The 24325-nt window shown below is 45.0% G+C and carries 27 protein-coding genes and 1 pseudogene; 5 read left to right on the top strand and 23 right to left on the bottom strand.

The genetic code is table 11. From position 1 onward, the window contains the following. Positions 1-7: 7 nt before the first annotated feature. The 12 genes from ACYZ97_RS06050 to ACYZ97_RS05995 form a co-directional block, all read right to left on the bottom strand. Positions 8-328 carry a head-tail joining protein gene (locus ACYZ97_RS06050; protein ID WP_473300562.1) on the bottom strand — a complete coding sequence of 107 codons (321 nt, stop codon included), beginning with the start codon at positions 326-328 and terminating at the stop codon, positions 8-10. A 10-nt stretch (positions 329-338) separates the two neighbouring features. Then, complete coding sequence (locus ACYZ97_RS06045; RefSeq protein ID WP_473300561.1) at positions 339-1418, bottom strand: major capsid protein; 1080 nt, start codon at positions 1416-1418, stop codon at positions 339-341. A 14-nt stretch (positions 1419-1432) separates the two neighbouring features. Beyond that, positions 1433-1798, bottom strand: a complete 366-nt coding sequence (locus ACYZ97_RS06040) for a head decoration protein (RefSeq protein ID WP_473300560.1) — start codon at positions 1796-1798, stop codon at positions 1433-1435. After that, positions 1798-2058, bottom strand: a complete 261-nt coding sequence (locus ACYZ97_RS06035) for a hypothetical protein (RefSeq protein WP_473300559.1) — start codon at positions 2056-2058, stop codon at positions 1798-1800. The genes ACYZ97_RS06040 and ACYZ97_RS06035 overlap by 1 nt, the downstream gene beginning before the upstream one ends. Beyond that, on the bottom strand, positions 2055-3218 hold the full coding sequence (locus tag ACYZ97_RS06030; RefSeq protein WP_473300558.1) for a S49 family peptidase: 1164 nt from the start codon (positions 3216-3218) through the stop codon (positions 2055-2057). Before ACYZ97_RS06030 ends, ACYZ97_RS06035 begins: the two co-directional genes overlap by 4 nt. Then, positions 3205-4761: a phage portal protein gene (locus ACYZ97_RS06025; protein ID WP_473300557.1), complete on the bottom strand. Its 1557-nt coding sequence runs from the start codon at positions 4759-4761 to the stop codon at positions 3205-3207. Before ACYZ97_RS06025 ends, ACYZ97_RS06030 begins: the two co-directional genes overlap by 14 nt. Continuing rightward, complete coding sequence (locus tag ACYZ97_RS06020; protein WP_473300556.1) at positions 4761-4979, bottom strand: phage head-tail joining protein; 219 nt, start codon at positions 4977-4979, stop codon at positions 4761-4763. Before ACYZ97_RS06020 ends, ACYZ97_RS06025 begins: the two co-directional genes overlap by 1 nt. Positions 4980-4989: 10 nt before the next feature. Beyond that, on the bottom strand, positions 4990-6978 hold the full coding sequence (locus ACYZ97_RS06015) for a phage terminase large subunit family protein (protein WP_473300555.1): 1989 nt from the start codon (positions 6976-6978) through the stop codon (positions 4990-4992). Next, positions 6975-7466: a hypothetical protein gene (locus ACYZ97_RS06010; protein WP_473300554.1), complete on the bottom strand. Its 492-nt coding sequence runs from the start codon at positions 7464-7466 to the stop codon at positions 6975-6977. Before ACYZ97_RS06010 ends, ACYZ97_RS06015 begins: the two co-directional genes overlap by 4 nt. Before the next feature lie 215 nt (positions 7467-7681). Then, positions 7682-8236 (bottom strand): hypothetical protein, encoded by a 555-nt coding sequence (locus ACYZ97_RS06005; RefSeq protein WP_473300553.1) that lies wholly within the window; start codon positions 8234-8236, stop codon positions 7682-7684. A 59-nt stretch (positions 8237-8295) separates the two neighbouring features. Next, entirely contained in the window at positions 8296-8562 is a 267-nt protein-coding gene (locus tag ACYZ97_RS06000; RefSeq protein WP_473300552.1) for a hypothetical protein, read from the bottom strand. A 635-nt stretch (positions 8563-9197) separates the two neighbouring features. Continuing rightward, on the bottom strand, positions 9198-9626 hold the full coding sequence (locus ACYZ97_RS05995) for a type II toxin-antitoxin system HicB family antitoxin (RefSeq protein ID WP_473300551.1): 429 nt from the start codon (positions 9624-9626) through the stop codon (positions 9198-9200). A 477-nt stretch (positions 9627-10103) separates the two neighbouring features. On the opposite strand from ACYZ97_RS05995, the pseudogene ACYZ97_RS05990 reads away from it, so the two are divergent. The 4 genes and pseudogenes from ACYZ97_RS05990 to ACYZ97_RS05975 form a co-directional block, all read left to right on the top strand. Then, positions 10104-10568 (top strand): annotated as a pseudogene (locus ACYZ97_RS05990) (transposase); the annotation flags it as partial. 160 nt (positions 10569-10728) lie between these two features. Next, positions 10729-12501, top strand: a complete 1773-nt coding sequence (locus ACYZ97_RS05985) for an ATP-dependent nuclease (RefSeq protein WP_473300550.1) — start codon at positions 10729-10731, stop codon at positions 12499-12501. Positions 12502-12991: 490 nt separating this feature from the next. Next, on the top strand, positions 12992-13261 hold the full coding sequence (locus tag ACYZ97_RS05980) for a hypothetical protein (RefSeq protein WP_473300549.1): 270 nt from the start codon (positions 12992-12994) through the stop codon (positions 13259-13261). Between the two features lie 287 nt (positions 13262-13548). Then, entirely contained in the window at positions 13549-13878 is a 330-nt protein-coding gene (locus tag ACYZ97_RS05975; RefSeq protein ID WP_473300548.1) for a hypothetical protein, read from the top strand. Between the two features lie 57 nt (positions 13879-13935). Here the strand turns inward: ACYZ97_RS05975 and ACYZ97_RS05970 are convergent, their stop codons facing one another. The 5 genes from ACYZ97_RS05970 to ACYZ97_RS05950 all read right to left on the bottom strand — a co-directional run bounded on the left by ACYZ97_RS05970 (position 13936) and on the right by ACYZ97_RS05950 (position 19837). Then, a complete protein-coding gene (locus tag ACYZ97_RS05970; RefSeq protein ID WP_473300547.1) occupies positions 13936-14868 on the bottom strand; it encodes a DUF6161 domain-containing protein in 933 nt (310 codons plus the stop codon). Positions 14869-15278: 410 nt separating this feature from the next. Then, a complete protein-coding gene (locus tag ACYZ97_RS05965) occupies positions 15279-17579 on the bottom strand; it encodes a bifunctional DNA primase/polymerase (RefSeq protein WP_473300546.1) in 2301 nt (766 codons plus the stop codon). Beyond that, the gene (locus ACYZ97_RS05960; protein ID WP_473300545.1) at positions 17579-17932 is read right to left on the bottom strand and encodes a DUF6511 domain-containing protein; all 354 of its coding nucleotides are present in this window, start codon (positions 17930-17932) and stop codon (positions 17579-17581) included. Before ACYZ97_RS05960 ends, ACYZ97_RS05965 begins: the two co-directional genes overlap by 1 nt. After that, positions 17925-19547 carry a DEAD/DEAH box helicase gene (locus ACYZ97_RS05955; RefSeq protein ID WP_473300544.1) on the bottom strand — a complete coding sequence of 541 codons (1623 nt, stop codon included), beginning with the start codon at positions 19545-19547 and terminating at the stop codon, positions 17925-17927. Before ACYZ97_RS05955 ends, ACYZ97_RS05960 begins: the two co-directional genes overlap by 8 nt. Further along, on the bottom strand, positions 19544-19837 hold the full coding sequence (locus ACYZ97_RS05950) for a DNA methyltransferase (RefSeq protein ID WP_473300543.1): 294 nt from the start codon (positions 19835-19837) through the stop codon (positions 19544-19546). Before ACYZ97_RS05950 ends, ACYZ97_RS05955 begins: the two co-directional genes overlap by 4 nt. A gap of 55 nt (positions 19838-19892) precedes the next feature. On the opposite strand from ACYZ97_RS05950, the gene ACYZ97_RS05945 reads away from it, so the two are divergent. Then, positions 19893-20978, top strand: a complete 1086-nt coding sequence (locus ACYZ97_RS05945) for a hypothetical protein (protein ID WP_473300542.1) — start codon at positions 19893-19895, stop codon at positions 20976-20978. A 2-nt stretch (positions 20979-20980) separates the two neighbouring features. On the opposite strand, the gene ACYZ97_RS05940 is transcribed toward ACYZ97_RS05945, so the two are convergent. From ACYZ97_RS05940 to ACYZ97_RS05915, 6 genes are all read right to left on the bottom strand, one after another. Then, positions 20981-21937, bottom strand: coding sequence for an oxidoreductase (locus tag ACYZ97_RS05940; protein WP_473300541.1), 957 nt, complete (start codon positions 21935-21937; stop codon positions 20981-20983). Position 21938: 1 nt separating this feature from the next. Continuing rightward, on the bottom strand, positions 21939-22238 hold the full coding sequence (locus tag ACYZ97_RS05935; RefSeq protein ID WP_473300540.1) for a hypothetical protein: 300 nt from the start codon (positions 22236-22238) through the stop codon (positions 21939-21941). Positions 22239-22333: 95 nt separating this feature from the next. After that, positions 22334-22837: a DUF669 domain-containing protein gene (locus ACYZ97_RS05930; RefSeq protein WP_473300539.1), complete on the bottom strand. Its 504-nt coding sequence runs from the start codon at positions 22835-22837 to the stop codon at positions 22334-22336. Next, positions 22837-23634: an ATP-binding protein gene (locus ACYZ97_RS05925; protein WP_473300538.1), complete on the bottom strand. Its 798-nt coding sequence runs from the start codon at positions 23632-23634 to the stop codon at positions 22837-22839. The genes ACYZ97_RS05930 and ACYZ97_RS05925 overlap by 1 nt, the downstream gene beginning before the upstream one ends. A gap of 4 nt (positions 23635-23638) precedes the next feature. Then, positions 23639-24073 (bottom strand): RusA family crossover junction endodeoxyribonuclease, encoded by a 435-nt coding sequence (locus ACYZ97_RS05920; protein WP_473300537.1) that lies wholly within the window; start codon positions 24071-24073, stop codon positions 23639-23641. Beyond that, positions 24073-24324: a DUF2312 domain-containing protein gene (locus tag ACYZ97_RS05915; RefSeq protein ID WP_473300536.1), complete on the bottom strand. Its 252-nt coding sequence runs from the start codon at positions 24322-24324 to the stop codon at positions 24073-24075. The genes ACYZ97_RS05920 and ACYZ97_RS05915 overlap by 1 nt, the downstream gene beginning before the upstream one ends. Position 24325: the final 1 nt, after the last annotated feature.

Below are 24325 nucleotides of genomic sequence, written 5' to 3'. Positions count from 1 at the left end.
CCTCATATCAATTGACCTCACGTAGCACTGCTTTCCACATGCCAGAGGTTGTTGGTTTTATGTCTGTGACGCGATATTGCGTTCGATCAATAAGGCAGCGGTCTTCTGGTCTGGGAGGAACGTTGCCTAAATCTTTAATCCGCACGTCCAGTTCCTTGATAGGAATCATGGTTGGCACAGATCCACCAGCTTCTGATTGTGAATAGGTCACATCAAAAATCGCTTGGATTTCAAAAATCTCACCAGTGTCAAAACGGGTATAAGTGACAGTCTGCCCAAATGTATCGCGGATAGTTTCCGTCATTTTATCAAGCAGACCGTCCCACATGGCTACCGCCTTACTTTTTGACCGAGGTAACACCTTTCATCAGCATTTCAGGACGAGTGCAGATGAATAGTGGATAGGAATAAACTTCCGGACGTACCCAAAAGTTGCGATCCTTATCGCTGAGCATCAGCGAGTAAAGTGGGCGTCCCATTGTGTTTACAAATTCAAAGCTTTCACTTGGAGAAAAAGCCTTCTTGAAAACCCCCGGTGCATTCACCGGAATAAACTGCACTTCATTAGGTTTGATGCCAAGGGCACGCTGCGTTCCAGCCTGTGCCTTTTCATCATAATCATCCACACCACGGTAATTGATCCATGTGATGCCGCCATAATCGAAGACTGCATAACTACCAGATTGCAGTGCTTCTTGAGTTGCAACACCAAAGGCCCGATTAAGTGTCTGCGCCTGTTGTGTATTCAGATAAGTTTCACGAATGGTCTTATGACTGGTCAACTTATCAAAGAAATTATCACCACAAAGACCGATTACGCGTGATCCGCTGCGGAAGGAGCCTTTAGACAAGACTTGCATTTTACGGATAATATTGCGGCAAATACCCTCAACATTAGTGCTTTCGCTATCCAATTGAAAATCGATACTTGATGGAGCTTTAATTCCCCATTCCTTAAACCAATCAACAATAACAGAACCATCAGCATCAAGTACAACACCTTGAATGGCACCGAACATCTGGTTCTCCCATGTCAGTTCGATTTCATTGATCAGCTTATCCTGTTTGCGAGAAATAAAGCTGATGGCCGTTTCAAGTTCACTTTCCTGACCAAAGGCACGCATGTTTTGAATTTCAGATGCCTGAATGGTATCACCCTTGGCAATACGTACCGTTTCAAACAAGCGGATATTGCGCTGATCGCGATCACCTTCTTCCAATGGCGCACCACGTGGCGAGGTTTTGATGAGGCGCAGTTCATTGCCACGGCGTTCGATTGATACATGAGTGGTTGAAATAGGCTCATCTTCAAAAAGATTAAGAGACCCAATCAAATCAGGTTTAAAATCAAAATCCTCCATCGCTTCCGTCATACTGACGGCGGAGAAGGCGTCGTCGTTAAAAACATTCATATGCATGTGCGTTTCTCCGTTTAGCGCAGAATAATTGTTGCAGCTTCAAAGGCGGCGATAGCACTTGTCAATTGTGCTTCGGTAATACCTTCGGGCCAAATAAGTTGGGATTCTTTGACAGCAGATTGACGCACCGTAACGGTTGCGCTCTGATCTTCTGCCGAAGCATCGACATTGTCATAAGCAATACCGGCGGCGACTTCGCTACCATCTGTTGCCGCAAAATCGAGCGGAACATACTTGCCACTTGCTGTGATTTTTCCCATCACCGTTCCTGGTGCAATTACCGCACCGGAGGCAAAGGTGACTTCTTCACGGGAGAGATGAGGGTCATCACTGATAATATAAGCGCCGGGCCACCGGCCTTCATGAAGAACAGTTCCCATTACTTTTTACCTTTCGCTTTTTTCCACATCGCTTTTGTTTGAGCCCTTGACGCCCCGCCAAAACGACGCTCTGAATTTGGAGTATGTGGAGAAACATTCATTTTACGGTCTCGAGCTGCCGCAGCATTCAACACACGTGTCTTTGCACGAGAAAGGCTTGTGCCGTTTGCAATAGCTGCAGAAGCATCAAATTTGACACCCAAGCGTCGGGCAATTTTAGCTAACTGTGTAAGACCGGCACTACGGCGTCGCTCTCTCATTTGGACAGCTTTAGCGCGTTTGCTTTTCGGCTCATCTTCGTCTTCTGCGTCAGGGTCGAGGTCTTCACCTTCGGCATCTGGGTCAAGTTCGTCATCTTCTGCGTTGATGTCGTCATCTTCATCTTCTGCATTTGGATCGGTTTCGTCGTCTTCTGCGTCAATGTTCTCGTTTTCGTTTTCCGCCTCTTCATTCTGCAGTTCGTCTTCGAGTTCTTCTTCGCGGTTTTCTGCGCGGTAACGGTTTCGACGACCCATGTGCCTTTACTCCTTTTCATAGTCACTGTTGTCTTTGTCAACATTTTGTTGACTCGCAAGACGAGCGACTGCAAAGCTTCTTCAAATGTTCCAACATAGTCTGCAAGACCATATTCAACGGCTCGCTTTCCTATGAAAGTCTCTGCCTTTGTAGCGCGAATTGAATCAGAAGTCATTGCACGACTGTTCGCAACTTGATCAACAAACATCTCATAAAGAATGTGACAATCGGCCTGAATTTTTTCGAGAGCAGCGTCCGCCAAAGGTTCATGAGGATTGCCATGTGTTTTATGGTCGCCTTCAAAAATAAATGTCCATTTAATACCGGCTTTTTCATCAGCTTTGGACTGATCAACATGGGCACAAACAACACCAATAGAGCCAACGTCACCGGTTCGAGCAACCCATATCTGTTCACCAGCACAAGCTATTGCATAAGCCGCAGAGCATGCACTCTCATTTGCATGAGACCAGATAGGTTTGTTGTGCTTGACTGACAACCGTTTGAACTCGTCAACCAAATCAAAAACACCACCGGCCTCACCGCCACCGCTATCAATATCAAGCAGAACAGCTTTCACATCTGGATCAGTCATTGCCTCATAAAAGCTGGATCGTAAACCTTCGTAAGACGTCAATCCTGACAAAGAGCCAAGCCATGCGCCGCGTCGGACAAGTGTGCCATGTACTGGAATGATTGCAACACCGCGTCGGACGCTATAAGCTTCAGGCGGTGTATTATCAATATCATCATCAGCGTCATACCACGCACCGACCGGCAATTTTCCGCCATCGAACAATCGAGACTGTAACGCAGTCAGAATAATGTCCAGCTTACCGGCCTGCACCATGTGTGGTGTTTGAAAAAGTTTTGAAACGATGTGAGGAAGATCAGGCTGTTTCATCGCCACCGCCCCCATTGTCATTATGTGCCTCGCTACCTTGATTGGATTCATATTCTTCATCCAAAGGTTGGTCACCATTTTGTCCGATTTGATCTGGGGCGGCAGCAATATCAGTATCGAAGGTTAAGCCGCGTGTCTTAGCATCCTTACGCTCTTCTTCAATCTCTGCATCAATGTCTTCGCGATCATAACCACGCTCGTTAAGAGCCATTGTGCGAGTTTTGAGACCAGCCCGAATTTCATCTTTCTCTGCCGCAATATCCTTATTTGGTTCGATCATTTCAAGAGGCGGCGCGAAGCTTTCACATTGAATCCAAGGTAAAGGATTTATCTCAAAATCAGGAAGCTTTATGTTTTCAGACATAACAGCAACCTCTACAAATCGCCGCCAGATGATACGGTTCAATTGAAAACCAACAACAGTGCCACGCCATTGTTTTACGTGACGGCGAAACTGAATAATTGCGGTGCGAACATTCGAGAAGTTGCCACGTGTCACATCGCCAGTCACAACTGCATAAGGCATGTTCAATCCGGCACATATCTTTAGGAGATTGCGATATTGGAATGGTTCGTAAGAGCCGCCAACTTCCGCCGGTGTAGCAAAACGCACATCACGATCTTCACCAAGATCGACCACCGCACCGGGCTGCATTTCAGGAAGATCATTATCATCTTCATCATATTGTAGTTCCAGCGGCACATCACCACGGCCTACCGTGAAGGCAGTAAACAGCGCAGTTGTTTTCTTACGATCAAGTTCCGCGTCGTCATAAGCTTCAAGCTGGAATAATTTTACCAATGATCTTGTAATCTTTGGCGATCCGCGTAGCTGTTTGGCTTGGCGACGCTCTTTTACATGAATGATATTTTCAGCGGGTATGCGCACTCGCTCTCGTGGATCAATCGCAAATAAGGAGTTTGGTTTATCGTCATAGGGATGCCAGCGCCAAAAATGATAAGCAACACGTTTGCCTTCGGGATTGAATTCAATCCCCATACGAATATAATTACCTTCGATTTCTGCTGGTGAATCATATGTTAAATCCAGCATTTCAGTTGGATAAATTTCAAGTTGTAGTGGAACACTTTCGCATTCTAATGGATCAACAATACGCATCCGAACAAAGCATTCACCAGCCATGAAGACTTCACGAGCAATGGTTGCTTGCATGCTATAATAATCGCTCTCACCTTCGTAATCAGCTTCATCAACCCATTGCCACCACAGATCCAAAAGCTCACGCTTTTCCTTCTTAAATCCCTTGATACGTGGATGAGGTTTAATACCGTCACTTACAACAGCAGAAACCCATTCGTCGACGGCAGAGCCATAGATGCCTTCGTTATCATATAGCCAGCGCGACCGAGCAACGAGCGTATCTCCTGCTGCTTCAATTGCTCGATTGATATGATTTTTCGACGGATTAAAATTGCGCATACGACGGCCTTGGCTTGCCGCCTCAAAATGAGGCGTGGAACCACTTGAAATGCGAAAAGCATCAGCCATTCGCCTGGTCACCGTTTTAAACATACCAACCATCAATAGCCACGACCTGCATTGATATAACCAACCTTAGACCGACGACGACCTTCAATAACTGCGATCTCTTGATCAAGGCCCTCTAAAGCCTTCTTGATTTCATCAACGGAGCGGTTGTTAACTTGCTTATCACCATGACGCACTGACTGCGCCCCTGAATATAGGGACGCTTCCAAACTGGCACGACGTTTTTTTAATTCAGTTAAACGATCAGTCACATCACATGCCTCAACCCATATAGGAACTTTTCTTAACGCCACGGTTGCGCTTCTTTTTTGTCTTAGCAGTTGAGACGGGCGAAAGCATTGCACGACTGTTCGCAGTGTCATCGTCTTGACTCACAACAATTTCGTTATTGTGATCTGGCTCAACTGACTCTGTATCAGGCTGTTCTTCTAAAATAATGCCACGTTCTTGTAGTTTTCGTTCAATCATATTTGCCTCTCGATCAAGAACAATGCCTGCAGATAAAAGCCCTTGCAAAGCGGCATAATTATAGACGCGTACATCAAGAGCCTCGTTACGATCCTTATCACCTTTGACCCATTCAACTTTTTTAAAGCCTTTGACAAAGCGGGTGACTTTACGTTCCGCTGTTAACTGTTCAAAATACTCAAGGTCTCGGTCGGCATGGAAATGAGTTGCACCAGCGCCTGATGCACCAGAACCAACCTTTTTCAAACGCGCCATGATAGTGTCTTTAGCAGAATCAACACCAACAATATAAAGGTTGATTTTGCCCTTATTGTTGCGGCTCGGACGTTTTGGCCAAACAGGTCGCGCTCCCGCCATACCTTTTATGCCCCACACACGTTGGCCTTCACGAGTGCGGACATAGTTATAGACTGACTGCGTATTGGAACCGCCTGTATCAATCGTTGTCGCCATGATCTTCATGCCATTATCAAAAGCGGGATGCGGCCATTTCTTTTTACGATATTCGTCAAGCAGTTCCCAAACCTCATCACTTGACGGGTCGCCGGGTATAACTTGATAATCAACGTTCCAACTTTCTTCACCACGTCCCCATGCCACAACCTCTAACTCTAAGCGGTCGGGCTGCACGTCAACGGCGCAAGTCAATATGACTGTACGCGGCGGCAGTAATGTATAGTCCTCACGCTTATTGTAGAGTGATTCAGCATCAACCGTAATACCGCTACGATCTTCCCAAGGCTCGCCAAGGACGGTATTTATAAAAGGCTGCAGCTTTGCCGGATCTTCGGCGTCAATAAAATCGCGGGCGCATTCCGCCCATGTGTACCATGGCGAATAAAGAGCGGAGATGTGATAAGATCGTAAATTGCTGCGGCTTGATTCCTTCGTCGGTATCCAACACGCACCGTTTTGCTCATCCATTAGATCGGACTTGCGGTGTTCCTCATGCTCATGTCCACAGTGAGCGCAAACAAAACGGGCCGTTTCTGGTTTTCCCTTGTCCCACCGGATTTGAGACCAAACGATAGGCTGCAACGTTCCGCAAGCATCACATGGCACGTTATAATATCGTTTGTCACCCTTCTCAAATTCCTGAGCAATACGGCTTGACCCTTTATTGGCCGGAGTCGACAATTCAAATATTTTACGACGCATGAAGTTGGCCGTACGCTTAATGGCCAGCATGACTGGGTCACCTTCTTCATCAACACTCGTCGGATAGCCATCTACTTCATCAAGCACTAGATAGCGGATAGGCATTGAACGTAAACCTGCTGCACTGTTTGCACCAGTCAACATCAAAACGCCGCCGTCAAATTCTTTAGCAAGCATTGTATTGCCGCTATCTCTAGCACGTGCCGGTGCAATGCGTTCCGATAGGGCAGGGCTTGCCTTGATCATCGGGTCAAGGCGTGTCTTAGAAAGCTTTTTAACGGTATCGACCGTTGGCATGACATATAGTGCCGGTCCCGGACTGTGATGGATGGCATAGCCACAGAAGTTCAAACCAGCCTCGGACATGCCGATCTGTGCCCCTTTCATGACCACCGTTGTTTGGATACTTGAATAACTGGATAGGTTATCCATTATCTCACGCAAATACGGTGTGCGGCTGGTACGCCATAAGCCCGGCTCCGCACTTGCTACTGTTGAAAGATAGCGATTCTTATCAGCCCATTCTGATACGGTATAAGGCGGGTCAGGTTGCCGCGCCTCGTTTGCATTGATGGTGAATAGCGCAGCACCATTGAGTAAAGTGGGATCAATGCGGATATTCATTCTGCATCATCCTCTTCATCGCTATATGGAACTGGAATGCCGATTGCCTCCGTTAAGGCTTGGCGCATATTTGCTTCTATCTGATTTGTCAGTAAAACAGGATCGCACCCCACCTTGGCAGCAATTGACGCGCCGTAACGATTAGCAAAGCTAAGCATTGCGTCGCGGTGTGCGCGACCAAAAGCGCGAGCGGCAAGTTTCACTTCGTCCCGTAAAACATAGCGACCATGTTCACGTTGCAATGCAAATTCGGCCATCTCCGCCTGCGCCAGAGTCAATCGCGCCTTAGCCGTTACAAGATCAATATTCTTCTCACCCTTACCGGTTGCAATATTTCCTTCAATCCAAGCCAAAGCATCTTCAACTATTACAAGCGTTCCGTCATCGGTTAACGGTAAGCCTTTTGAAATCAGTTTTGTGACATAAGGCTTGGAGCGCCCGATGCGCCTTGCAAATGCTGCCTTTGTCTCTGTTGCTGGAATGTCCATGTTAACCGTTAACCGATTTCAAAAACTCTGACGCTAGAGGAATCTTGCGCTAGCCGTGCCCCCGCAAGGGGGGAGACCGAGGGAAGTACCTAACTTATTGAAATATTTGTATATTTTTTGGTAATTATTTTTTGCAGTGATTAGATTATGACTCATACCATTTGATGACATGGGTTGATGTGATGGGGCAGGGGTGGATGATGTCATGCGTCCACCTATTTTGTACCACCGCGTGAGCGGGTGTAGCGATCCAGTTGCCGCTTAAGATTTACTATCATGCGTTCTTGGCCTTGGGCTACAATAGCGTTTGATATGGCAACCTGTGTCATACCTTCTGCGATTGAGACGCCGGGTACACGTCGTATTTTTCCACGAACATTTTTGCCGCCTTTTTTTATCCAAGTAGGGCCTACCCTCTCAAAGACATGCCCCCCCATTTTTAGGGCGACACGATTTCCGACACGGCCACCCATGATGAAAGCGCCGTCATACTGTTGCCGCTTGCCCCATATTTTGGCCAAGACGCCGGAACCGTTTTCTTTTGCTTTAAATACCTTGAGTGGAATTGGTGAACCGGAACCAACAATCGTGGCTTCTAAAAGTTTGTCGGTTGCTAATGGCCGGATAAATATCCCGGGCTTGACACGTTTGTTTGGAATAGATGTTGCTTTGGATATTTCACGTTCGGCAAAACGTTCGGTTTGTTTGGCCGTGTCATTGACGGCGTTACGCAGTGCCCAGTTCAATCGTGGTGGTTGAAGCTTGTTCATAAGTTCTTGAACTTGCTTCAACTGCCATTTGGTATGAATGATGATTGCCGCGTTGGCCATTATTCAATGATAGGGTCGTTGTTTGTGTTTTCAGTGTCACCAGACTGATTGCTTTCTGTTTTTGTTGTGGCTTTACGAGTACGTTTTTTAGTTGCTTCAACCTCACCTTTTTCTTGATAAGGCTTCGCCGCACCGGTGCGAACAAGGCGCAAATAAGTTGCATCTGAAACTTCAACATAAGGGTCGCTGTTTGTTGAAGGGATAAAGGTTTGTAAAGTGCCATTATCGCCTAAAACCTTCATGGGACGGGTGACAACTGCTTTCATGGTTAAGGCTCCATATTGGTGTGATGACATAGTTGGTTGTTATTTAAAACAAATGTAAACAAAAAGTCAACTAGGTAAACAATTCTATTTTGTTTTTAAACCTGTCAACTGTGGTGGTGACGGGTTTAAAAATAATATTTAATAAAAACAATGCGTTACTATTACCGTCAACTTGTCACTTTTCATTAAGTTGACAGGTTTCGATTTTTTTATTGTTATATATCAATGGGTTATTGTTCATTTTGGAAACCTGTCAACTAAAAATGGAAAACTCCTATATAGACCCCTAAAATTTAAGGGTCGGAATTTTGATCTTTGCAATTAGGTTGACATGTTGACAGGTTTCTATTTTTTATAACTAATATATTGAAATATATATATAATATAAGGGTAAAACCTGTCAACATACCTGTCACTTACCTGTCAACCTGTCAACTTGGGTCATGTCAGACACTTCAAGACGCAACCATGAAAAAGTAAGACTTTTAAGCGCAAGATAAGACAGTTAAGCGCAGACTAAGACAGTGTCGTGAAAACCTAAGACAGTTAAGCGCAGAACAAGACTTTTTAAGACACTCTATGACAGACAATAAAAAGCGCCGGTAAACACCAGCGCTATTTTTTATTTGGTTATATCAAGCCGCGTCTTTTACCGTTACGACAACTTGCTTGCCAAGAACGGCTAATGCCTGCTCCAGTGCCTGCAGCTTTGTTGGATGATCGGGATCTAGAATACGTCGTGCCTCACCTTCCTGTTTACCTAGCCGATTTGCCAATTCGGTTTTTGTAATATTGGAAGCATTAAAAGTTTCAATTACCGCCAACTTAAGAGCATCGGCGGTGTCAACTGGAACCGGCGTAAGCCCTCTATATTTTTTAGGTATAGGTAAAGCCCGCCCCATATCCAGATAACCACGCAACGCAAGCCCTAAGGCTTCACGTGCGTTGCTATATGCTTCTTCTTTTGTTTTTGCGCCTGTGACAACTTCTGGTACGTCAGGAAACTCGACGTCATATTCACCATCGGGATCGAGCGCAATTTTTGCATAATAGACATAATCCATTTGCGACTCCTGATTTTTTACATTACATTTCACTTTGAAGGGGTTGGGGATCATTCGATCCCCAACTGTTTCTTGATACGGGTCACTCTGTAGTTGTCTAATTCGCCGGATTGGATTGTTGTAAGTCTTCCGTTGAATATTATTCTATAGTGTGACCCTTTTCCTTTGTTTGGTAGAACTTTGAAATCAACGCCCTGTTTGTTGGCTAGTTTTCGAAGTTCCCGTAAAAGGGCTTCTCTTTTCAATCATTACCTCCTTTCTATGAAACTAATATCGTTCATTTTTGTACGAATGTCAAGTGTTATTTCGTTCATTTTTGTACGTTTTTTAGTCTATTTATCGTTAAATCATAGTACTTGGAATGTAGTAATTACGCGTTTAAGAGAGGCTTGTTTATGGATAATTATGAGTATTAGAGGTGGTTCGGGAAATTTGAATAGTAAGGATAAGTGGAATTTTAGCCTGACTTCGACTTATATGCCGATAATAGGAGATAGCATGATGAGACGACCACGACGCAACCATAGCCCCGTATTTAAGGTAAAAGTAGCGCTTGCTGCGATCTAAGGCGAACAGACGCTTGTCGAATTATCCAGCATTTTGATGTGCACGCGAACCATATCAAACAATGAAGAGATGAGGGGACAACTTGCATTTTGGCGATGAAACCAAGGCGGAACCGGCAGATTCCAGTGTTGATATCAAAACACTTCATACCAAGATTGGAGAGCTGATTTTAGAGAATGATTTTTTATCAGGAACGCTCAGCAAGGCGGAAATGCTGAGTGCAAAGAAATGATTGACCGTGAGCACAAACTATCGATCTCACGCCAGTTGAAGCTTCTCGGCTCCAGCCGTGGCAATATTTATTATTCACCGCGTCCTTTATCGGATGGCGATCTGACACTGATGCGCCGGATAGACGAAATCCATTTTGAGTATAACCGATGCTTGTCTTTGTTGTTTGACCGGATTATACAGAATCAGGCGCATTACAAAACGCTGACATCAGTTATGTTAGCGGCTTAATTAAGGCGGAAGTCCGCTTAATAAAAGCTTCAAGCTGTTCAGATAAGCCACGCATTTCTACCGGGAGGAGGCAATGCATCATATCTCAGAAATTAAAATACAGAATTACAAATCAATTGCGCAAGGAGTGTTTCCACTTTCCCATTACACCCCCTTGGTTGGCTACAACAACGCTGGAAAGACTAATATAATTGAGGCTATTGGCTGGGTCATCAAACGATCTAGTCTTTCTGCAAAAGACTTTCACCTTGTCGATCAGCCAATTATTGTAGAAGCGGAAATCTCTGGCATTAGTGGTGAAGTTCTTGAAGCGATTGGTGATGCTCACCGTGGACGTATCGAGCCGCTCGTTGTTGATGGCAAGATACGCATTCGGCGCACGCAAGCCACACCAGGGCAGCCAGTTAAAGATATACGTTTTGAGGTATTACAGCAAAACTCCGGCCAAGATAACTGGGTTGTCAATCCAACGGGAATCGACGCGGCAATAGGTGCTCTGTTTCCGGACCCTATTTTTATTGGAGCGATGGAAAACGCAACTGAGGACGTAGCGAAATTTGGTAACGGAACAACAATCGGCAAGCTTCTTAAAGAGATAATGGATCCCGTAATTGATAGGCACTCACCCGCTGTTGCTGAGGCGCTGCGAGATGTGAGCCAGCGTCTTTCAGCCAATGCTAAGAATAAAGACGAAACTTTAGTCGATCTCGACGGCCGTATTCAAGGCGAACTGTCCAAGTTATTCCCCGGAGTCTCGGCCAAGATCCACATACCTATCCCAGATTTTTCTGATTTTATGAAATCAGCGACGATACGCATTTTTGAAGAGGGGTTCGATAATCCTGACGGAAGGGATGCCTCGTCGTTTGGGCATGGCGCCCAACGCTCTATACAAATAGCGCTTATTAAGTGTCTAGCTGAAGTTCGAAGAGCCGGTGGTGGTAATATCGGTAGAACGATTCTCCTTTTGATTGATGAGCCAGAACTCTATTTACATCCTCAAGCTATCGAAGTTGTACGTGCAGCATTAAACCGAATCGCTGGCGACGGCTATCAAGTGGTCATTACAACGCATTCAGCAAATATGATTTCGCGAGAAGATGCCCCCAATACCCTTCTTATTAGAAGAAGCGTAGCTCATGGGACAGGATGCTATAAACGAATAAAAGATGCTGTGGTGGCTGAAATTGATGATGCCAAACATCAGTCAGAAATGCTATTTTCCCTTTCAAATTCAAGTAAAATTCTTTTTTCCGAGAAAATTGTGATCACAGAAGGAAAAACCGAGCGAACAATTCTTCCTGCGATATATTACAACTCTTTTGGAACGACTCCGGGTGAAGATAAAATCGGATTTGTTGATATCGATGGAACTTCTAATATTCCACACGCTATGAAAGTTTTGCAATCGATGCGAGTGCCTTGCAAGGCGATTGTAGATTTAGATTTTGTTTTTAGGATAGCCCCTAGTTGCGGCTTTCTCGCATCAGATCATGCTGATCTCATTATGTGCAAAGCAATACTGCAAGAACTAAAAAATAGTGGTCAAGTTAGCCTTGATGCAAATGGGTTGCCTACTAAACACGATGGAACTCCTGCAGCAGCAGCTTTTGAAAAGCTTGCCCAAGAAAAGAACGCAATCGAGTGCATTGCGAGATTGCATAACGAATTAAAAAAGAAAAATGTTTGGCTTTGGACGAAAGGAGCGATTGAAGCGCACCTTGGCATAGGCAAAAAAAATTCAAATCACATAGAGTTTATAACCAACCTTTCTAATGAAGAATATAAAGTCAGTCTACCAGATTACCGATCGGTTATCAACGCAATGGATTGGTTGCGCCTTTAATCTATATAGTTAAAACGCTCTTCTGGGTTCGTTTTCATTTTATTGGACACTGTTTGGCTCAAAAATGTTCTTGTCTGATGCTGTAGTTGAGAGAATTATAGTATAAACGCTTCCACATCAATTGGCAGGGTACCCTGTCAGTACTTTTCGACTAGTTACAATTTCAATAGCCTAGCGAGCCATACAAAATCTCTATTTACCTTTATATGATCACGAATAGTATCAAGATCAGATTTTTATCCTTTGAAAAAAATAATTGGCGCATCTTAATTGTTGACATTTTGTTAACTAATGATAAAAACGTAAACATAAAAGGATATTTGATTATGACAACCCCAATTGAAAAAATTAAAGACACTTTTGCTGATACCTTTGACCGTGAATGGATGGAAGGTGCATCAGATGATGCAGTGAATGTAGCTTTTGATGCCGCATGAAGGTTTTCAGAGCTGAAAAAATGATGGATTGCTTGCTGATGGAGAATAAATAAATGACACTGCGACAAAAAGAATTCGCACGACACGCCCTCGGTCTGCCAAATAAAATGAACAAGACCTATCGCAATCATTTTGTCACGGGCGCTGGTTGTCCTAACTACGCCGATTGGCGTGCCATGGTCGAAGCTGGTTTAGCCAAAAGACGTGCCGGCAATGAAATAAGCGGTGGTGATTATATCTTCTGGCTAACCCGACGTGGTGCTGAAATGGCATTAGAGCCAAACGAGCGTCTTAGCGTCGAAGATTTTCCTATAGCGGCTTAGGAGCGGTGGTGATGAAACACATTATTATCACGACACACAATGATCGATTGTACTTTGTTCGCTGCTTAATGAAACAGGGGTTGGAATTAGCCCTGCCCAATCAAAGGCTAAGATATATTCTGATTTTTATGATGCCTGCAAAGTTGCAGCTTCTTTGAATAATCGAATAATAGATGAAAAACTTCCATTTCATAACACTTTTACCGTCCAGAACATGGAGGCTGCGTGATGGCACTTAAACAGCGGACGTTTGATCGTATTCGTGCCGCCCGTAAAGGCAGTGCGTGATGACCAACCACACCAAAGCTGCACTGCTGAGTAAAATTCAGCTGCTTGAACAAGAAAAGCTTGATCGTGACCGTACCATTATTGCCATGTCACGTGAGGTGCGTGACGTCAACAATGCACTGTCAAAGATTATGGCCTCGGTGGCAGAAACTGATCTGGGTAGTAGTAATTTTAAGCTGAATGAAATGGTGACGTATTTGCGCGAGGCGGCAGCGGAATTATCAAATAGCAATCCAACCTTAGCCGCAATTATTCATGTCAAGGCGCAAGAGGCGCTGGAATATTTAAAGGTGTGCCATGAAAGTCATAATGATCTTGTTTCTGATTAAGATTGGGTCGGGCGGTGATCGTGCAATCATGTCAGTAAAAGATCAAACGCTCTCAGCCTAATTTTTCCCGCCCGCCATTTTGGATATTTGCGACAGATAGGATATATCTGGTACACCGTCGTCGCGCACAATGCCATCTTCGGTCGGTCGGAAAAGCGCCCCCAGAATGATTGCACGATCTGCCTCATTTGCCTGATTGTCTTTCGTCAAGGCAAGGTAGGTCTGTACCATGGTTGCCCGCTCACCGGCATCAACCGCTAGATGATATTGTCCAAGATAGATTTTTGACAGTATTCGCCCTATCCAGAAGATGATAGTTGAAGTCGCGATCGCTAGTGTTGCATATAAAACGTAGATAACCACTGGCTTCCCTTGTTCTGCAACCTTCCCAACATGGTCTGCCAACCATAAGAGTGCAATGATAAGCGCACCGCCACCGAAAAAAGCAAAGCTCATGAGATATTGCCCCCAACTATTTGCTTCTTTCTCATGCTCCTTTCGTTTCTTCTGCCAATAATCGACAGGCGCTTTCAATCGCATAAATTCACTATAGGCTTTATTCGTTGCCTCTATACGTTCAATCGCTTCCTGTGTCATATGGGTCTTTTTTCTCTCTCTACCCAAGAGTTTGCGATAAGCGCGCTTTATATCATATTCAATCTTTTTCTGCAGTTCATTTGCCTGTTTTTGTAATTCAATCTGCTGCTTTGATTCATCCGCTATTTTTTCATTGTATTCATCCGAAATCTGTTTCAAAGAATCCGTCACTGCTTTAGGTATATCAACAAGACTGGCAAAATACTTGGCCATGATCGTCGCGGCAATAAAATCTTCCCGTCTGTTAAAAGATGGGTTTTTATTCACACAAAACTTCATAGCGCTGTAGGCTATCTGTGGGTCTTTATCATGAATTTTTTGGATTGCTTTGAATAAGGGGGTGCTGGATAAAGGCAGATCATAACTTTTATAAGCGGCATTCAAATAGTTCATAAAATTGGAATCATTGGCAATTTGAGCGAGAGAATAATTTCTTAATCTAGTATCGATGAAACTGATTAAATTACTTAGTGAGGCCAATGGTGAGCTTATGTCAGATATCTCTGATATTATAGGGCGTCAACATAGTGTGTTCATTTTGATGAATTTCATAAATTCTTCTCTTGAAAAGAATTTTTTTGTTCCATTCCTGCTTCCGAAAAAAAACTCCTCACATTCAGGTTGTTTTCCTTCTTCTGCCATATGTCATCCCTCACGCTATTCTATTTTTAATAGCATGATCAGCACAGAAAAAAAAGCGTCATTCCAGATTTGGCTCTCTTTCCTATAAAATCGTGCCAATCGGTACTATAAGAAAATGGGGAGGGACTACAAAAGATGTGAAATCTAAGTTGTAACAGCCTTCATTTTTGTAATTTATACCAAACATGCGACGGACCACGGATATTTTTTACTTCCTGTTTTTCAATTTGTCCAGATTCGCACATGCCTTGTAAAAGGTCTTTTAAATCCTTGCTTTTAATTGAATTTTGTAACGAGCGAGACAGATCACGATAGCTGATGCGTCCCTTATGGCTCTTTAGTGTTCTAATAATACGTTGGGCGTTGGCTTGATTTTCATTGCTTGACATATAGTCTGCCGCACCAATTTCCATAAACTCGGCTGATTGCCGTGCTATCATGATTCCATATTCCATGTCGGTCATGCGTACCTGTTCATCATCCAACCTGCCAATAGCAACGATCGTTGCAATGCGTAGTGCCATTTCAGTGGTTCGGGCAAAAAACGCATCTGTTTCTGGTTGTGTCGACATTATTGTAGCAATTTCAGTCGAAAAGCTTTTATAGAGTTCATGTGCCCCATCGGGACACCATTTAAGTTCACGCAATTGGCCATTTGCCGCCGGATCAGTTCCTGCGTCGTTACGAAAGCTCGTGGCAAGTTGACCGCTGCGTTCATAGATACGTTTTAATGCGGTGATTATATTGTCTGGAACCTTTGTTGCATCATCTTGCGGATCTGTTTCAACAATGCCGCTGCGGCCATTTATCAACAAAAAGCGGTTCAATGTGCCATTTTCAAGACTCGAACTTTCCATTGCGGAATAAAACTGTTCCGGCGTCGAAGCACCATAAATTGTAATAGCGGGACAAAAAATTGTTTCACTTGGTCGCGATGCCCATTCGGGTGTGACAAAGGGAGCAAAGGATGCCGACCATAATGTGCGCAACACTTTTGCAATTGCGTTTTCAAAACCACTTGCCCGGCGAGAATTGATCCGTTTCATAAAGTCGCCGAATTCATCCATCGCACAGATCGAAAGCGGCTTGCGCGTTAGAAAATTGATAACGGCTGGCATGGATATGAATTCGGAAGGGCCGATATGTTGTGGTAGTTTTGTTGCGCCCATTATGCGCATGATTTGTTGCAGTGCGTGATCTTTACCTTTACCGGTTGGAGCTAGCCCTAAAACATAAAGATGCGTGCCTGAACGTGTAGGCCCAGCATATTGTCGTCCAGCAAAAGTACCAACCAGCGCCAGCGCTGCTCCGATTGCGAGTTCAGGCTGCGGATAACGCGCCGTTGCAACAATCCACTTGGCTATATCCCCGACCAAACCGGGTGGGTATGTGAAGGACATTTGTTTGATGATTGTTGTATCTGGTTGGTCATCTATAATCTCACCAGTCTCACTATCAATTAAAGTGCCATCATCTTGCTCTATAAATTGACGTGAACCTTCTTGTTTTAGCTTCTTCTCCTCAAACGATTGCAGCAAGGTGGCATTGATCTTTTCCGCCTCTTGATGATCGACTTCTGGCCAGTCGCTTTCTGGCATGGCACGCGGCTCTTTACGACCTGCCTGCATACCGGATTGAATTGTCTTCTTTGCCTCAACCGCATTAAGACCGGCGGCAAGTGCGGCGTTGTTCAAATGAGAAAATATATCACCCTCGGACACCCAACCAGCACCCACAAGCTGACCAAGCGCGAATGCTGCTTCATTCAGCGTATTATTGCGCGCTCCTTTTGGAGCGTTAGTAACCCGTGCCAGTTCTTCACCGATTGCGACGTCACAATAAGCGGCGATGCGTTCATCCTTATTGCGTGTCATGCTAGGCATCGGAGCAGGAGCAGGGGTGGTTGCCACCTGTTTTACATCGTTATCCAAAATATCAGCCAGCCATTGCGGCAACGGCGGCACAGCATCCAGATTGCCAGCAAGTTCATATTCCCGTCCGTCTTGCATGACAGTGCCGGGCGCTATGACATAGCCACCCTCACCACGCACATCAATGCCATCCGGCAATGAACCGCGTTTATTGCTCCGGTTCTTTTCCAGTTGTTTAAAAAAGACGTGCATGCCGTCATTCGGAGTGGCAACAAGCGGAGACTGGTCAATGTCGTGATTATGAGTTTCACAAAGATCACCAAAAGCTTTCACGCCGTCATGAATGCCATGTCGGTCACAATCAATGACGATCAAGCCTGACTTTGCCAGATCCAGACCAATGGCGGAATCAGGCCACTTGGTCCACCACTGTCTTATCTGACTTTGATTGGTTGTCGATGCGTTGCGCCATTTTATGAATGGTTGAGGCCGTTTCACACCTTCGCCGCCGGATTGGCATGGAAAGATAGATAGCCCTTGCCCAGCAAGTTCTAGCGCCGTTTTAAGATTATGTTCGGGTGTGTTGTTCATCAGAAAGGTGCTTCATCTTTCAGTTCATTTTTTAAGGCTTTGCGATAACCAGCAACAATGCGGCGACAAAACTCAAACCATTCTTCTTGTGACAGTTGTGCCAGATCGGTTTTTCCAATTTGATCAAGGTAAGCACCGCCTTCGCTTCCGCCTTTTCCGGCTGCTAGGCTTTCAATTCTGCTAAAAATATCCTGTTTCATTGTGTAGGTCGCTTTCGCTATTTCTATGCATTCAGGGTCATCGCAGAGCCATAAAATTGGTCTAGTGTTTTTGGTTGGTTGATCTGTGTAGCCGATACCGATAGCACTACGACCACAACAGCCACATACTGCATCATCAAATCGTTCAACCATTTGCTATCGCCTTGATCTCCGGGAATGACCGGCCAATAATGTCATAGTATTTTTTGTTTTTTCGTACCGATATGGTTTGCGGCATCATCAATTCATGTTGTCGGTCAATGGCCTCGGTTATGGTTTTAGGAAATGGAGTTCTGCCACCATGTAAGAGCCACCATTGTTGCGCTCTTAATCCGGCTTGACCTTTATGTTCCAGCGCTACCCATTCTGGATATTCTGCAATACCGGCCATGTAGGTGACACGCAGACTATCTGGGCTTCCTAACTTTTCATGCCGCTGAAAATACCAGCGTACAACCGGCAACATGGTAGGCGGTACTTTTTCAGTTGAAAGAATGCCAATTTCCGCTTCGGCATGAGCATCGTGTTTTGGCTTTTCTTCGTGAGGCCATTCATAGTCACACCATTTGCAACTACGTGCATTGATAGCGACCAGTTCTTCACAATTCGGGCAAGTCTTTGCCCTTACATCATCCACTTTGACCTTGCCGGCATCTTTGCCTTTATTTTTTGGCAAGACTGAAACGGCATCAACTGGGCCATGTCTTCTGACATTACCGGCAAAGTCTAAAATGAGGCAGTTTTCTTTGCCTTGTGCCAACCGAGTACCGCGTCCCACAATCTGGACATAAAGGCTTGTTGACAGGGTAGGGCGAAGCATGACGACGCAATCTACCTGCGGCGCATCAAAGCCAGTTGTTAAAACGTTTGCATTGGTGAGCGCTCGTATTTCACCAGATTTAAAACGGCGAATGATAGAGTCGCGTTGGCCTTGCGGCGTGTCGCCGGTCACGGTTTCGCATGAAATGCCAGCAGCCCGTAATGCATCACGGACATGGTAGGCATGGTTCACACCTGAACAAAAGATTAGCCATGATTTGCGGTTTTCGGCATAAGTTAGTATCTCGCTAACAGCCTCTGCCGTAATTTTGTCTGCAGCTTCTTCTAATGCGCCAGCCACAAACTCACCACCAGCCCTTTTTACGTCAGACACATCAATTTCAGTGGCTGATGCTTTTGACATGAGCGGCGATAAAAAACCATCATCAATGCCACGCGCTATATCGTAGCTGTAAACAATGCGGTCAAATAATCGTTCGTCACCTTCATCCAATCGACCGCTATCAAGGCGGTAGGGTGTCGCGGTAAAGCCAACAACGCGGGCATCTGATTGGATTTGATACATGTCATCCAACAGCTTTTTATACATACCTTCACCTTTACCCGGAACAAGATGTGCCTCATCAATAAGAATAAGATGGCGTGGTCCGAGAAGTTGAGCGCGTTTATAGACCGATTGGATTGAGGCAAAGGTAATGCGCTGGTGAGTGTCACGTTTTCCAAGACCAGCCGAATAGATACCGGCAGGAGCATCGGGCCAGACACGTAACAGAGCAGAGAAGTTTTGTGCCACCAATTCCTTGACATGGGTCAACATAAGTACCCGCATCGTTGGGTATTGATAAATGATGTCCTGCGTCAGCTTGGCGATTACCATGCTTTTTCCGGTACCCGTCGCCATTTCAATTAGAGGATTGCCGCCGCCATTGCCCCAGTAATCAAAGACAGATTTTAAGGCTTCATCTTGATAATAACGCAAGTTGATCATGATTTAATTTCCTTAAATAATGGGCCGAAGTCTTGTTCCTTGGGCGCGACAGGTTCGTGCCATTCAGCCCGTATGCGCCTCTCTGAAATCTCGGCATATTCGGGATTGAGTTCGATCAGAATTGCTTCACGGCCATGCCGCAGCGCCACGAGTGCCGTTGTGCCTGCACCACCAAATGGGTCAAGAACAGTGCCACCTTTCGGACATGACAGATCCAACTGAAGCAGTATCTCGCGGATGTTGATTGTGCGGACTTCCTCGGTAAAAAGATCAATCACAAAGTTACGCACAGCAATTCCTCCGCAAGTTGCAAAGTAGAATTGAAAAGTGCTCCAAAGCTTTGTTATGAATATACTTATGAAAAAGGATGGTCATGAACATCAGAATCAAAGTGCCAAACCATCGTTTTGGTCGCTGGTTGTGGGCATTTTGTTTATAGTTGGAACGGCGTGCCTGATCCTTTTGAGTTGGTGGATTTATGTGCGCCTCAATCCAGATTACAACTGGATTGTTAATTTTGATGAGTTCAGTAAAATAGCCCTTGGTATTATCGCTTTGATAGGCCTTGGCCTTGCTGCTTGGCGCAGCCATGTTGGAACCATACAAAATGAACTTCAATTTGATCAGGGCAAAAGATTCGAGCGGCAACTTGCGAATGCGACTGAACAAATCAGGCTTGCAGATGAACAATTGAAAGAAACAAAACAGAACAATCTGGTTAAGACGTTCTTTGATGCCGCCAAACTTTTGACCAGTGTTAGCAAAACCGAACAATTTGCCGGTCTTGGTCTCTTGCGTACAATAGGCATGCAGAAGGACATCTGGTTGCAGGCTGATGCTATTCAGTTGCTTCGCGATTTTATTTATACTGTAGAGCCTAAGGGCAGCGACAATCCGCTGCTTATTCGTGCCCTTGATAATCTTAATGCCATAGGAGAAGCCTGTCAGGAGCAAATAAGTTTGAATAATATAATTCTTACAGGTAAAGATGATTACGTCAGAATAGAAGACTATCGTTACAACCTTTGCCTCAATTATCATAAATATAGATTTTATTTTTTTGATTTTAAAACTTTTTATCCGGCAAAGGGGATGTCTTATTATGGTATATTCAGAGACTGCAAATTTACCAGATGCGATATAACTGACGATCTTATTTTTTCTGATCTCGCACAATTCCATCAGTGTCGGATTTACGGGATTATGCATGCTCCTCAGAAGGATGTAATGGATAAAACTAGATTCATCTTCAACAATTGTGATTTTACGCATTTTTTGGGTGTCTTTGATTATGACACGGCCGATTTTAATAACTGCTTCTATGTGGGGGATGTTGACTTGCCTGAAGATTTGAAAAGGCATCTTAAACAATACAAACCCAAAGAAAAACATCTCATAATTGGTTGTTATGAAACAAAAAATAAAATTTGATTTCATACCGTTTCCCCCCGCTTTTCACCATCAACCCATGCTGCGCCATCAGCCATTTTGTAGGTGACTGTTTCGGCGGCTTCATCGGCATCCACCTGTTCGCCATTGACGAGTGCGGGAAGGTAGAGGTGAGAAGGACAACCGGCCATTTGGTCGTTATATGCCAGATTGATATTGTGACGATTGCAGTACCACTGGCCGTTTTGTGCAGGGGATGAGTGAAGGCATGTCCGACAATTGCGCAGCGCAAAAGCACTTTCATGACAGACACCGTATGACGAGCAATTGTATGCCTTGCACAAATAATAATCTGGTTTGTCACTGACACGGGCCGGAGCCTCGTTTGACTGAATAATGCGCTCGGCCTTTGCCATTAGCGCTGCGGCGTGTGCCGCGTCATAATTGATGCGCTCTGAATACAGTTTGTCGTCATCTTTGCATTTTGCCAGATAAAAGGCGCGGCGCAGACCAAGCAAGTGCATATAAACTTGCATCTGCGCTTCATGTTCTGGCTTGGCATCTTTCACACCAGCTTTTTCGAGTTGCTTAAAACTTTCTTTGTTGTGTGTCTTGCATTCAAGAAGATGTTCGGTTGCGGGAGCTTCCGGCAAGGCTCTCACCTTGCCGTCTGCGTATCCTTTAAAATGTCCGTCAATGGCTTTAACTTGCCATTGCTTACCAGTTTCCGGATCAACGTCCTCAACTATAACGCCAGCGTCACGCAACCACACAATCATGCGGGTTTCTTCAACATGGCCTGTTTCAAACAGGCGCAACATGCGCCCGTCGAATTCTTGAGGAGGGCAAGCCCACCGGAAGCGATACCATAAGTACCGCTCACATGGATGCCCGATTGTCGAACCGCCAATTGAAGCCGAGAAATAACTGTTTGATTTACTTTTTACGGCTCGATCAATAGCTTCAATGGTTTGGTTCTTTTGTGGAGGAAGAGCAACCATGTCACACTTCCATCACGCGGCGTTCAACACGTATTGAAGTGCTGGTTGTTTTTGGCTTTCGATATTTTTCAACATCGATGCCATCACTTTCCATCGCCTTTGTATCAAGGCTTCCGCTTCGTTGGCTTGTGACTAGGGTTGCGATATATTCATCGCCACCGATGCTGTCTCGGTCTCCCATAAGAGTTGATACCTCCTCTTTGAGAGACTCTTCTTTTTTCTGATAGGCTTTGATGTATTCGCGGACTTCTGCCAGTTGATCGACAGGATGTCTATTGCTAGGCGCAGCTTTATCGTCCATTGTCCCGGTTCCTTTCGAGCAATGTTAAAATTGTTTGTTAAGGGAAGGGGCGGGTGATCTTGTTTGGTTGGTAGCCTTAGATCACTCGTCCGCGTTTATTTTTGCCAAGGCAAAGATTTATTGCCTGTTGCCTGCGACGGTGTGCCGTTGTTGGCTGCAGGAGCAGAATTGCTAGCTTGTGTACCAATAGGCTTCACACCCTTGATCTCGTTGCTCGGCTCATATTGCCCGGTTTTATCGTGCCGAATACCAACTTTGATAGTGCAAGGAATATGCAACAACTCGTCCGTGTCTTCGGGCGTGGGCTTTCCTGTAGCTTCACGAATGGCAGCAAATTGGGAGTTGGCTATTTGAATTACCTTTTCCATATTGTTCATATTTTCCGGCCATAGGTTCAAGCGTTGCCAGATAAGCCGTTCGTCATATGCGCCAGTTTCAATCTGCCACGTAAACTTTAAACATTTACCTTTGTCCCCATTTTTGCCGATTTCTTCCATAACACCTGCAATCAGCTTTGCGCGGTATTCACCGGCTGGAATTGGTTCATAGGTTGTTTGCGCTTCTGCGTTTTGGTCGTATCCACCTGCAATCTGTACCATTATGCGGACTCCTGATTTTCTGTTTTGTTTGTTGGGAAATATTCAGCCAGAGCCGCATAGCCCTGTCCTCGGTCGTAACGTAAAGTTGGCGGAATGCCGTAACGGTTCTTTGCGGTATAAGCCGGTTTGCCGATAGCGTGGATAAGGATTGTTCCACCGCCTTGCGCCACCGCCCGTTTATTGTTGAAACCAACATCTTCGGTTTTAACTGTAACTGGCTGTTTTAGTAACAGTATCGCGTCCATGTCACGCTCAATAGTACCGACGCTTTTGCCGTGAAGGTCAATTTCGTATCGATCATATGAAACAGTTTCTGGATCATCAAAGCGTGACACGGTTGAGTGAGCAATCAAAACAACGGCCATACTCTTGTCGCTGCGTAACGCATTGACGCCGTCAAGAAATTCTTGCCACACGCGTTGCGCGTAAACATAGCCTTTTCCATAGCCGAAGTCTTCAATATTCGCCTTGGCGTTGCCTTTGTCATCGCCACGCGCACAAGTCTCATTAAAGACCAGCTTTTGCAATTCTGTGATGCTGTCAATAACCACTGTTTTGTAGCTGTGATCTTCGCTGTATAGTGCAGCGAGTGCATCCATCAATTGCTGAAAGCTGTCGATCTTACCAAACGACGTCAATTCAAGATCACCGGGGGTTCCGTCCTCGATCTGCAAAAATACAGCATCAGGGAATTCACTTGCTAATGTTGTTTTACCGATACCGGGTGGGCCATAAATTAGAATGCGCGGTGGCTTGTCTGCTTTTACTTTTCTCAAGTCAGATAGGCTTATAGCCATTGTCTTACTCCTTGTTTTCAGGTTGGGGCACATTGATAAACCACCCGCCACTTGTGCCATTTTGTGAGGGGTGAAACGTCAGCGTGGTTTGGCTGACTGGAAGGATAGAAACGTGTGAAAGCCCATTGGCTTTTGGAAGCCAAGAAACTGCAAGAGCCGTAACAAAACGGTCATCTTCAATGGTTCCTGCAGTTACAATTGCGTCCAGAAGGGCTTTCAGGCGGTTGTCTATATCTGCTCGCTCCGACATGCGTTCTACACCAATAAGGATCAGGACATTGCCTTTGACCGGCTTGATCTTTTGGTTGCGGATTGAGGCCACACCCATCATGATAAAGTCCTTGTACTTCGCCGTCTTGACCCGACCAATGCCTTTTCTATTGCTGAAAAGCGCATTGGTGCTTGGTGGGGTTGGCATGGTGAAGCTGGCAATGGTCATCAGATCACAATGCCCAATGCTTCGATGTAAAGCGATCGTATTGCTTCATCTTCGACGCGCTCGTGGTCTTCCTTTTTGCGTAGACGCACTATCTCGCGCATTGCTTTAGTATCAAAACCATTGCCTTTTGCTTCTGCATAAACATCCGTGATGTCGTCACCGATTGTTTTCTTTTCTTCTTCCAAACGCTCAATACGCTCTATGAAAGAACGTAACTGTCCAACGGCAATGGCTTGGGTTTCATCTTCCATT

Source organism: Bartonella sp. bp_1 (genome assembly GCF_055808085.1).
Note: the sequence above shows the minus strand (reverse complement) of the source record. Positions and strands in the feature narration are given on the sequence as shown.

Bases quoted from the DNA above. Each gene is read 5' to 3' on its own strand.
- ACYZ97_RS06040 (WP_473300560.1), bottom strand. From the start codon at position 1,798: ATGGGAACTGTTCTTCATGAAGGCCGGTGGCCCGGCGCTTATATTATC.
- ACYZ97_RS05940 (WP_473300541.1), bottom strand. From the start codon at position 21,937: ATGGTTGCTCTTCCTCCACAAAAGAACCAAACCATTGAAGCTATTGAT.
- ACYZ97_RS06035 (WP_473300559.1), bottom strand. From the start codon at position 2,058: ATGAGAGAGCGACGCCGTAGTGCCGGTCTTACACAGTTAGCTAAAATT.
- ACYZ97_RS05955 (WP_473300544.1), bottom strand. From the start codon at position 19,547: ATGATCAACTTGCGTTATTATCAAGATGAAGCCTTAAAATCTGTCTTT.
- ACYZ97_RS05945 (WP_473300542.1), top strand. From the start codon at position 19,893: ATGAATATACTTATGAAAAAGGATGGTCATGAACATCAGAATCAAAGT.
- ACYZ97_RS05960 (WP_473300545.1), bottom strand. From the start codon at position 17,932: ATGGTTGAACGATTTGATGATGCAGTATGTGGCTGTTGTGGTCGTAGT.
- ACYZ97_RS05970 (WP_473300547.1), bottom strand. From the start codon at position 14,868: ATGAACTATTTGAATGCCGCTTATAAAAGTTATGATCTGCCTTTATCC.
- ACYZ97_RS05980 (WP_473300549.1), top strand. From the start codon at position 12,992: ATGACACTGCGACAAAAAGAATTCGCACGACACGCCCTCGGTCTGCCA.
- ACYZ97_RS05915 (WP_473300536.1), bottom strand. From the start codon at position 24,324: ATGGAAGATGAAACCCAAGCCATTGCCGTTGGACAGTTACGTTCTTTC.
- ACYZ97_RS05995 (WP_473300551.1), bottom strand. From the start codon at position 9,626: ATGGATTATGTCTATTATGCAAAAATTGCGCTCGATCCCGATGGTGAA.
- ACYZ97_RS06030 (WP_473300558.1), bottom strand. From the start codon at position 3,218: ATGAAACAGCCTGATCTTCCTCACATCGTTTCAAAACTTTTTCAAACA.
- ACYZ97_RS05985 (WP_473300550.1), top strand. From the start codon at position 10,729: ATGCATCATATCTCAGAAATTAAAATACAGAATTACAAATCAATTGCG.
- ACYZ97_RS05965 (WP_473300546.1), bottom strand. From the start codon at position 17,579: ATGAACAACACACCCGAACATAATCTTAAAACGGCGCTAGAACTTGCT.
- ACYZ97_RS06000 (WP_473300552.1), bottom strand. From the start codon at position 8,562: ATGAAAGCAGTTGTCACCCGTCCCATGAAGGTTTTAGGCGATAATGGC.
- ACYZ97_RS06015 (WP_473300555.1), bottom strand. From the start codon at position 6,978: ATGAATATCCGCATTGATCCCACTTTACTCAATGGTGCTGCGCTATTC.
- ACYZ97_RS06050 (WP_473300562.1), bottom strand. From the start codon at position 328: ATGTGGGACGGTCTGCTTGATAAAATGACGGAAACTATCCGCGATACA.
- ACYZ97_RS06010 (WP_473300554.1), bottom strand. From the start codon at position 7,466: ATGGACATTCCAGCAACAGAGACAAAGGCAGCATTTGCAAGGCGCATC.
- ACYZ97_RS05935 (WP_473300540.1), bottom strand. From the start codon at position 22,238: ATGGACGATAAAGCTGCGCCTAGCAATAGACATCCTGTCGATCAACTG.
- ACYZ97_RS05930 (WP_473300539.1), bottom strand. From the start codon at position 22,837: ATGGTACAGATTGCAGGTGGATACGACCAAAACGCAGAAGCGCAAACA.
- ACYZ97_RS05975 (WP_473300548.1), top strand. From the start codon at position 13,549: ATGACCAACCACACCAAAGCTGCACTGCTGAGTAAAATTCAGCTGCTT.
- ACYZ97_RS05925 (WP_473300538.1), bottom strand. From the start codon at position 23,634: ATGGCTATAAGCCTATCTGACTTGAGAAAAGTAAAAGCAGACAAGCCA.
- ACYZ97_RS06005 (WP_473300553.1), bottom strand. From the start codon at position 8,236: ATGAACAAGCTTCAACCACCACGATTGAACTGGGCACTGCGTAACGCC.
- ACYZ97_RS06025 (WP_473300557.1), bottom strand. From the start codon at position 4,761: ATGGTTGGTATGTTTAAAACGGTGACCAGGCGAATGGCTGATGCTTTT.
- ACYZ97_RS05920 (WP_473300537.1), bottom strand. From the start codon at position 24,073: ATGACCATTGCCAGCTTCACCATGCCAACCCCACCAAGCACCAATGCG.
- ACYZ97_RS06045 (WP_473300561.1), bottom strand. From the start codon at position 1,418: ATGCATATGAATGTTTTTAACGACGACGCCTTCTCCGCCGTCAGTATG.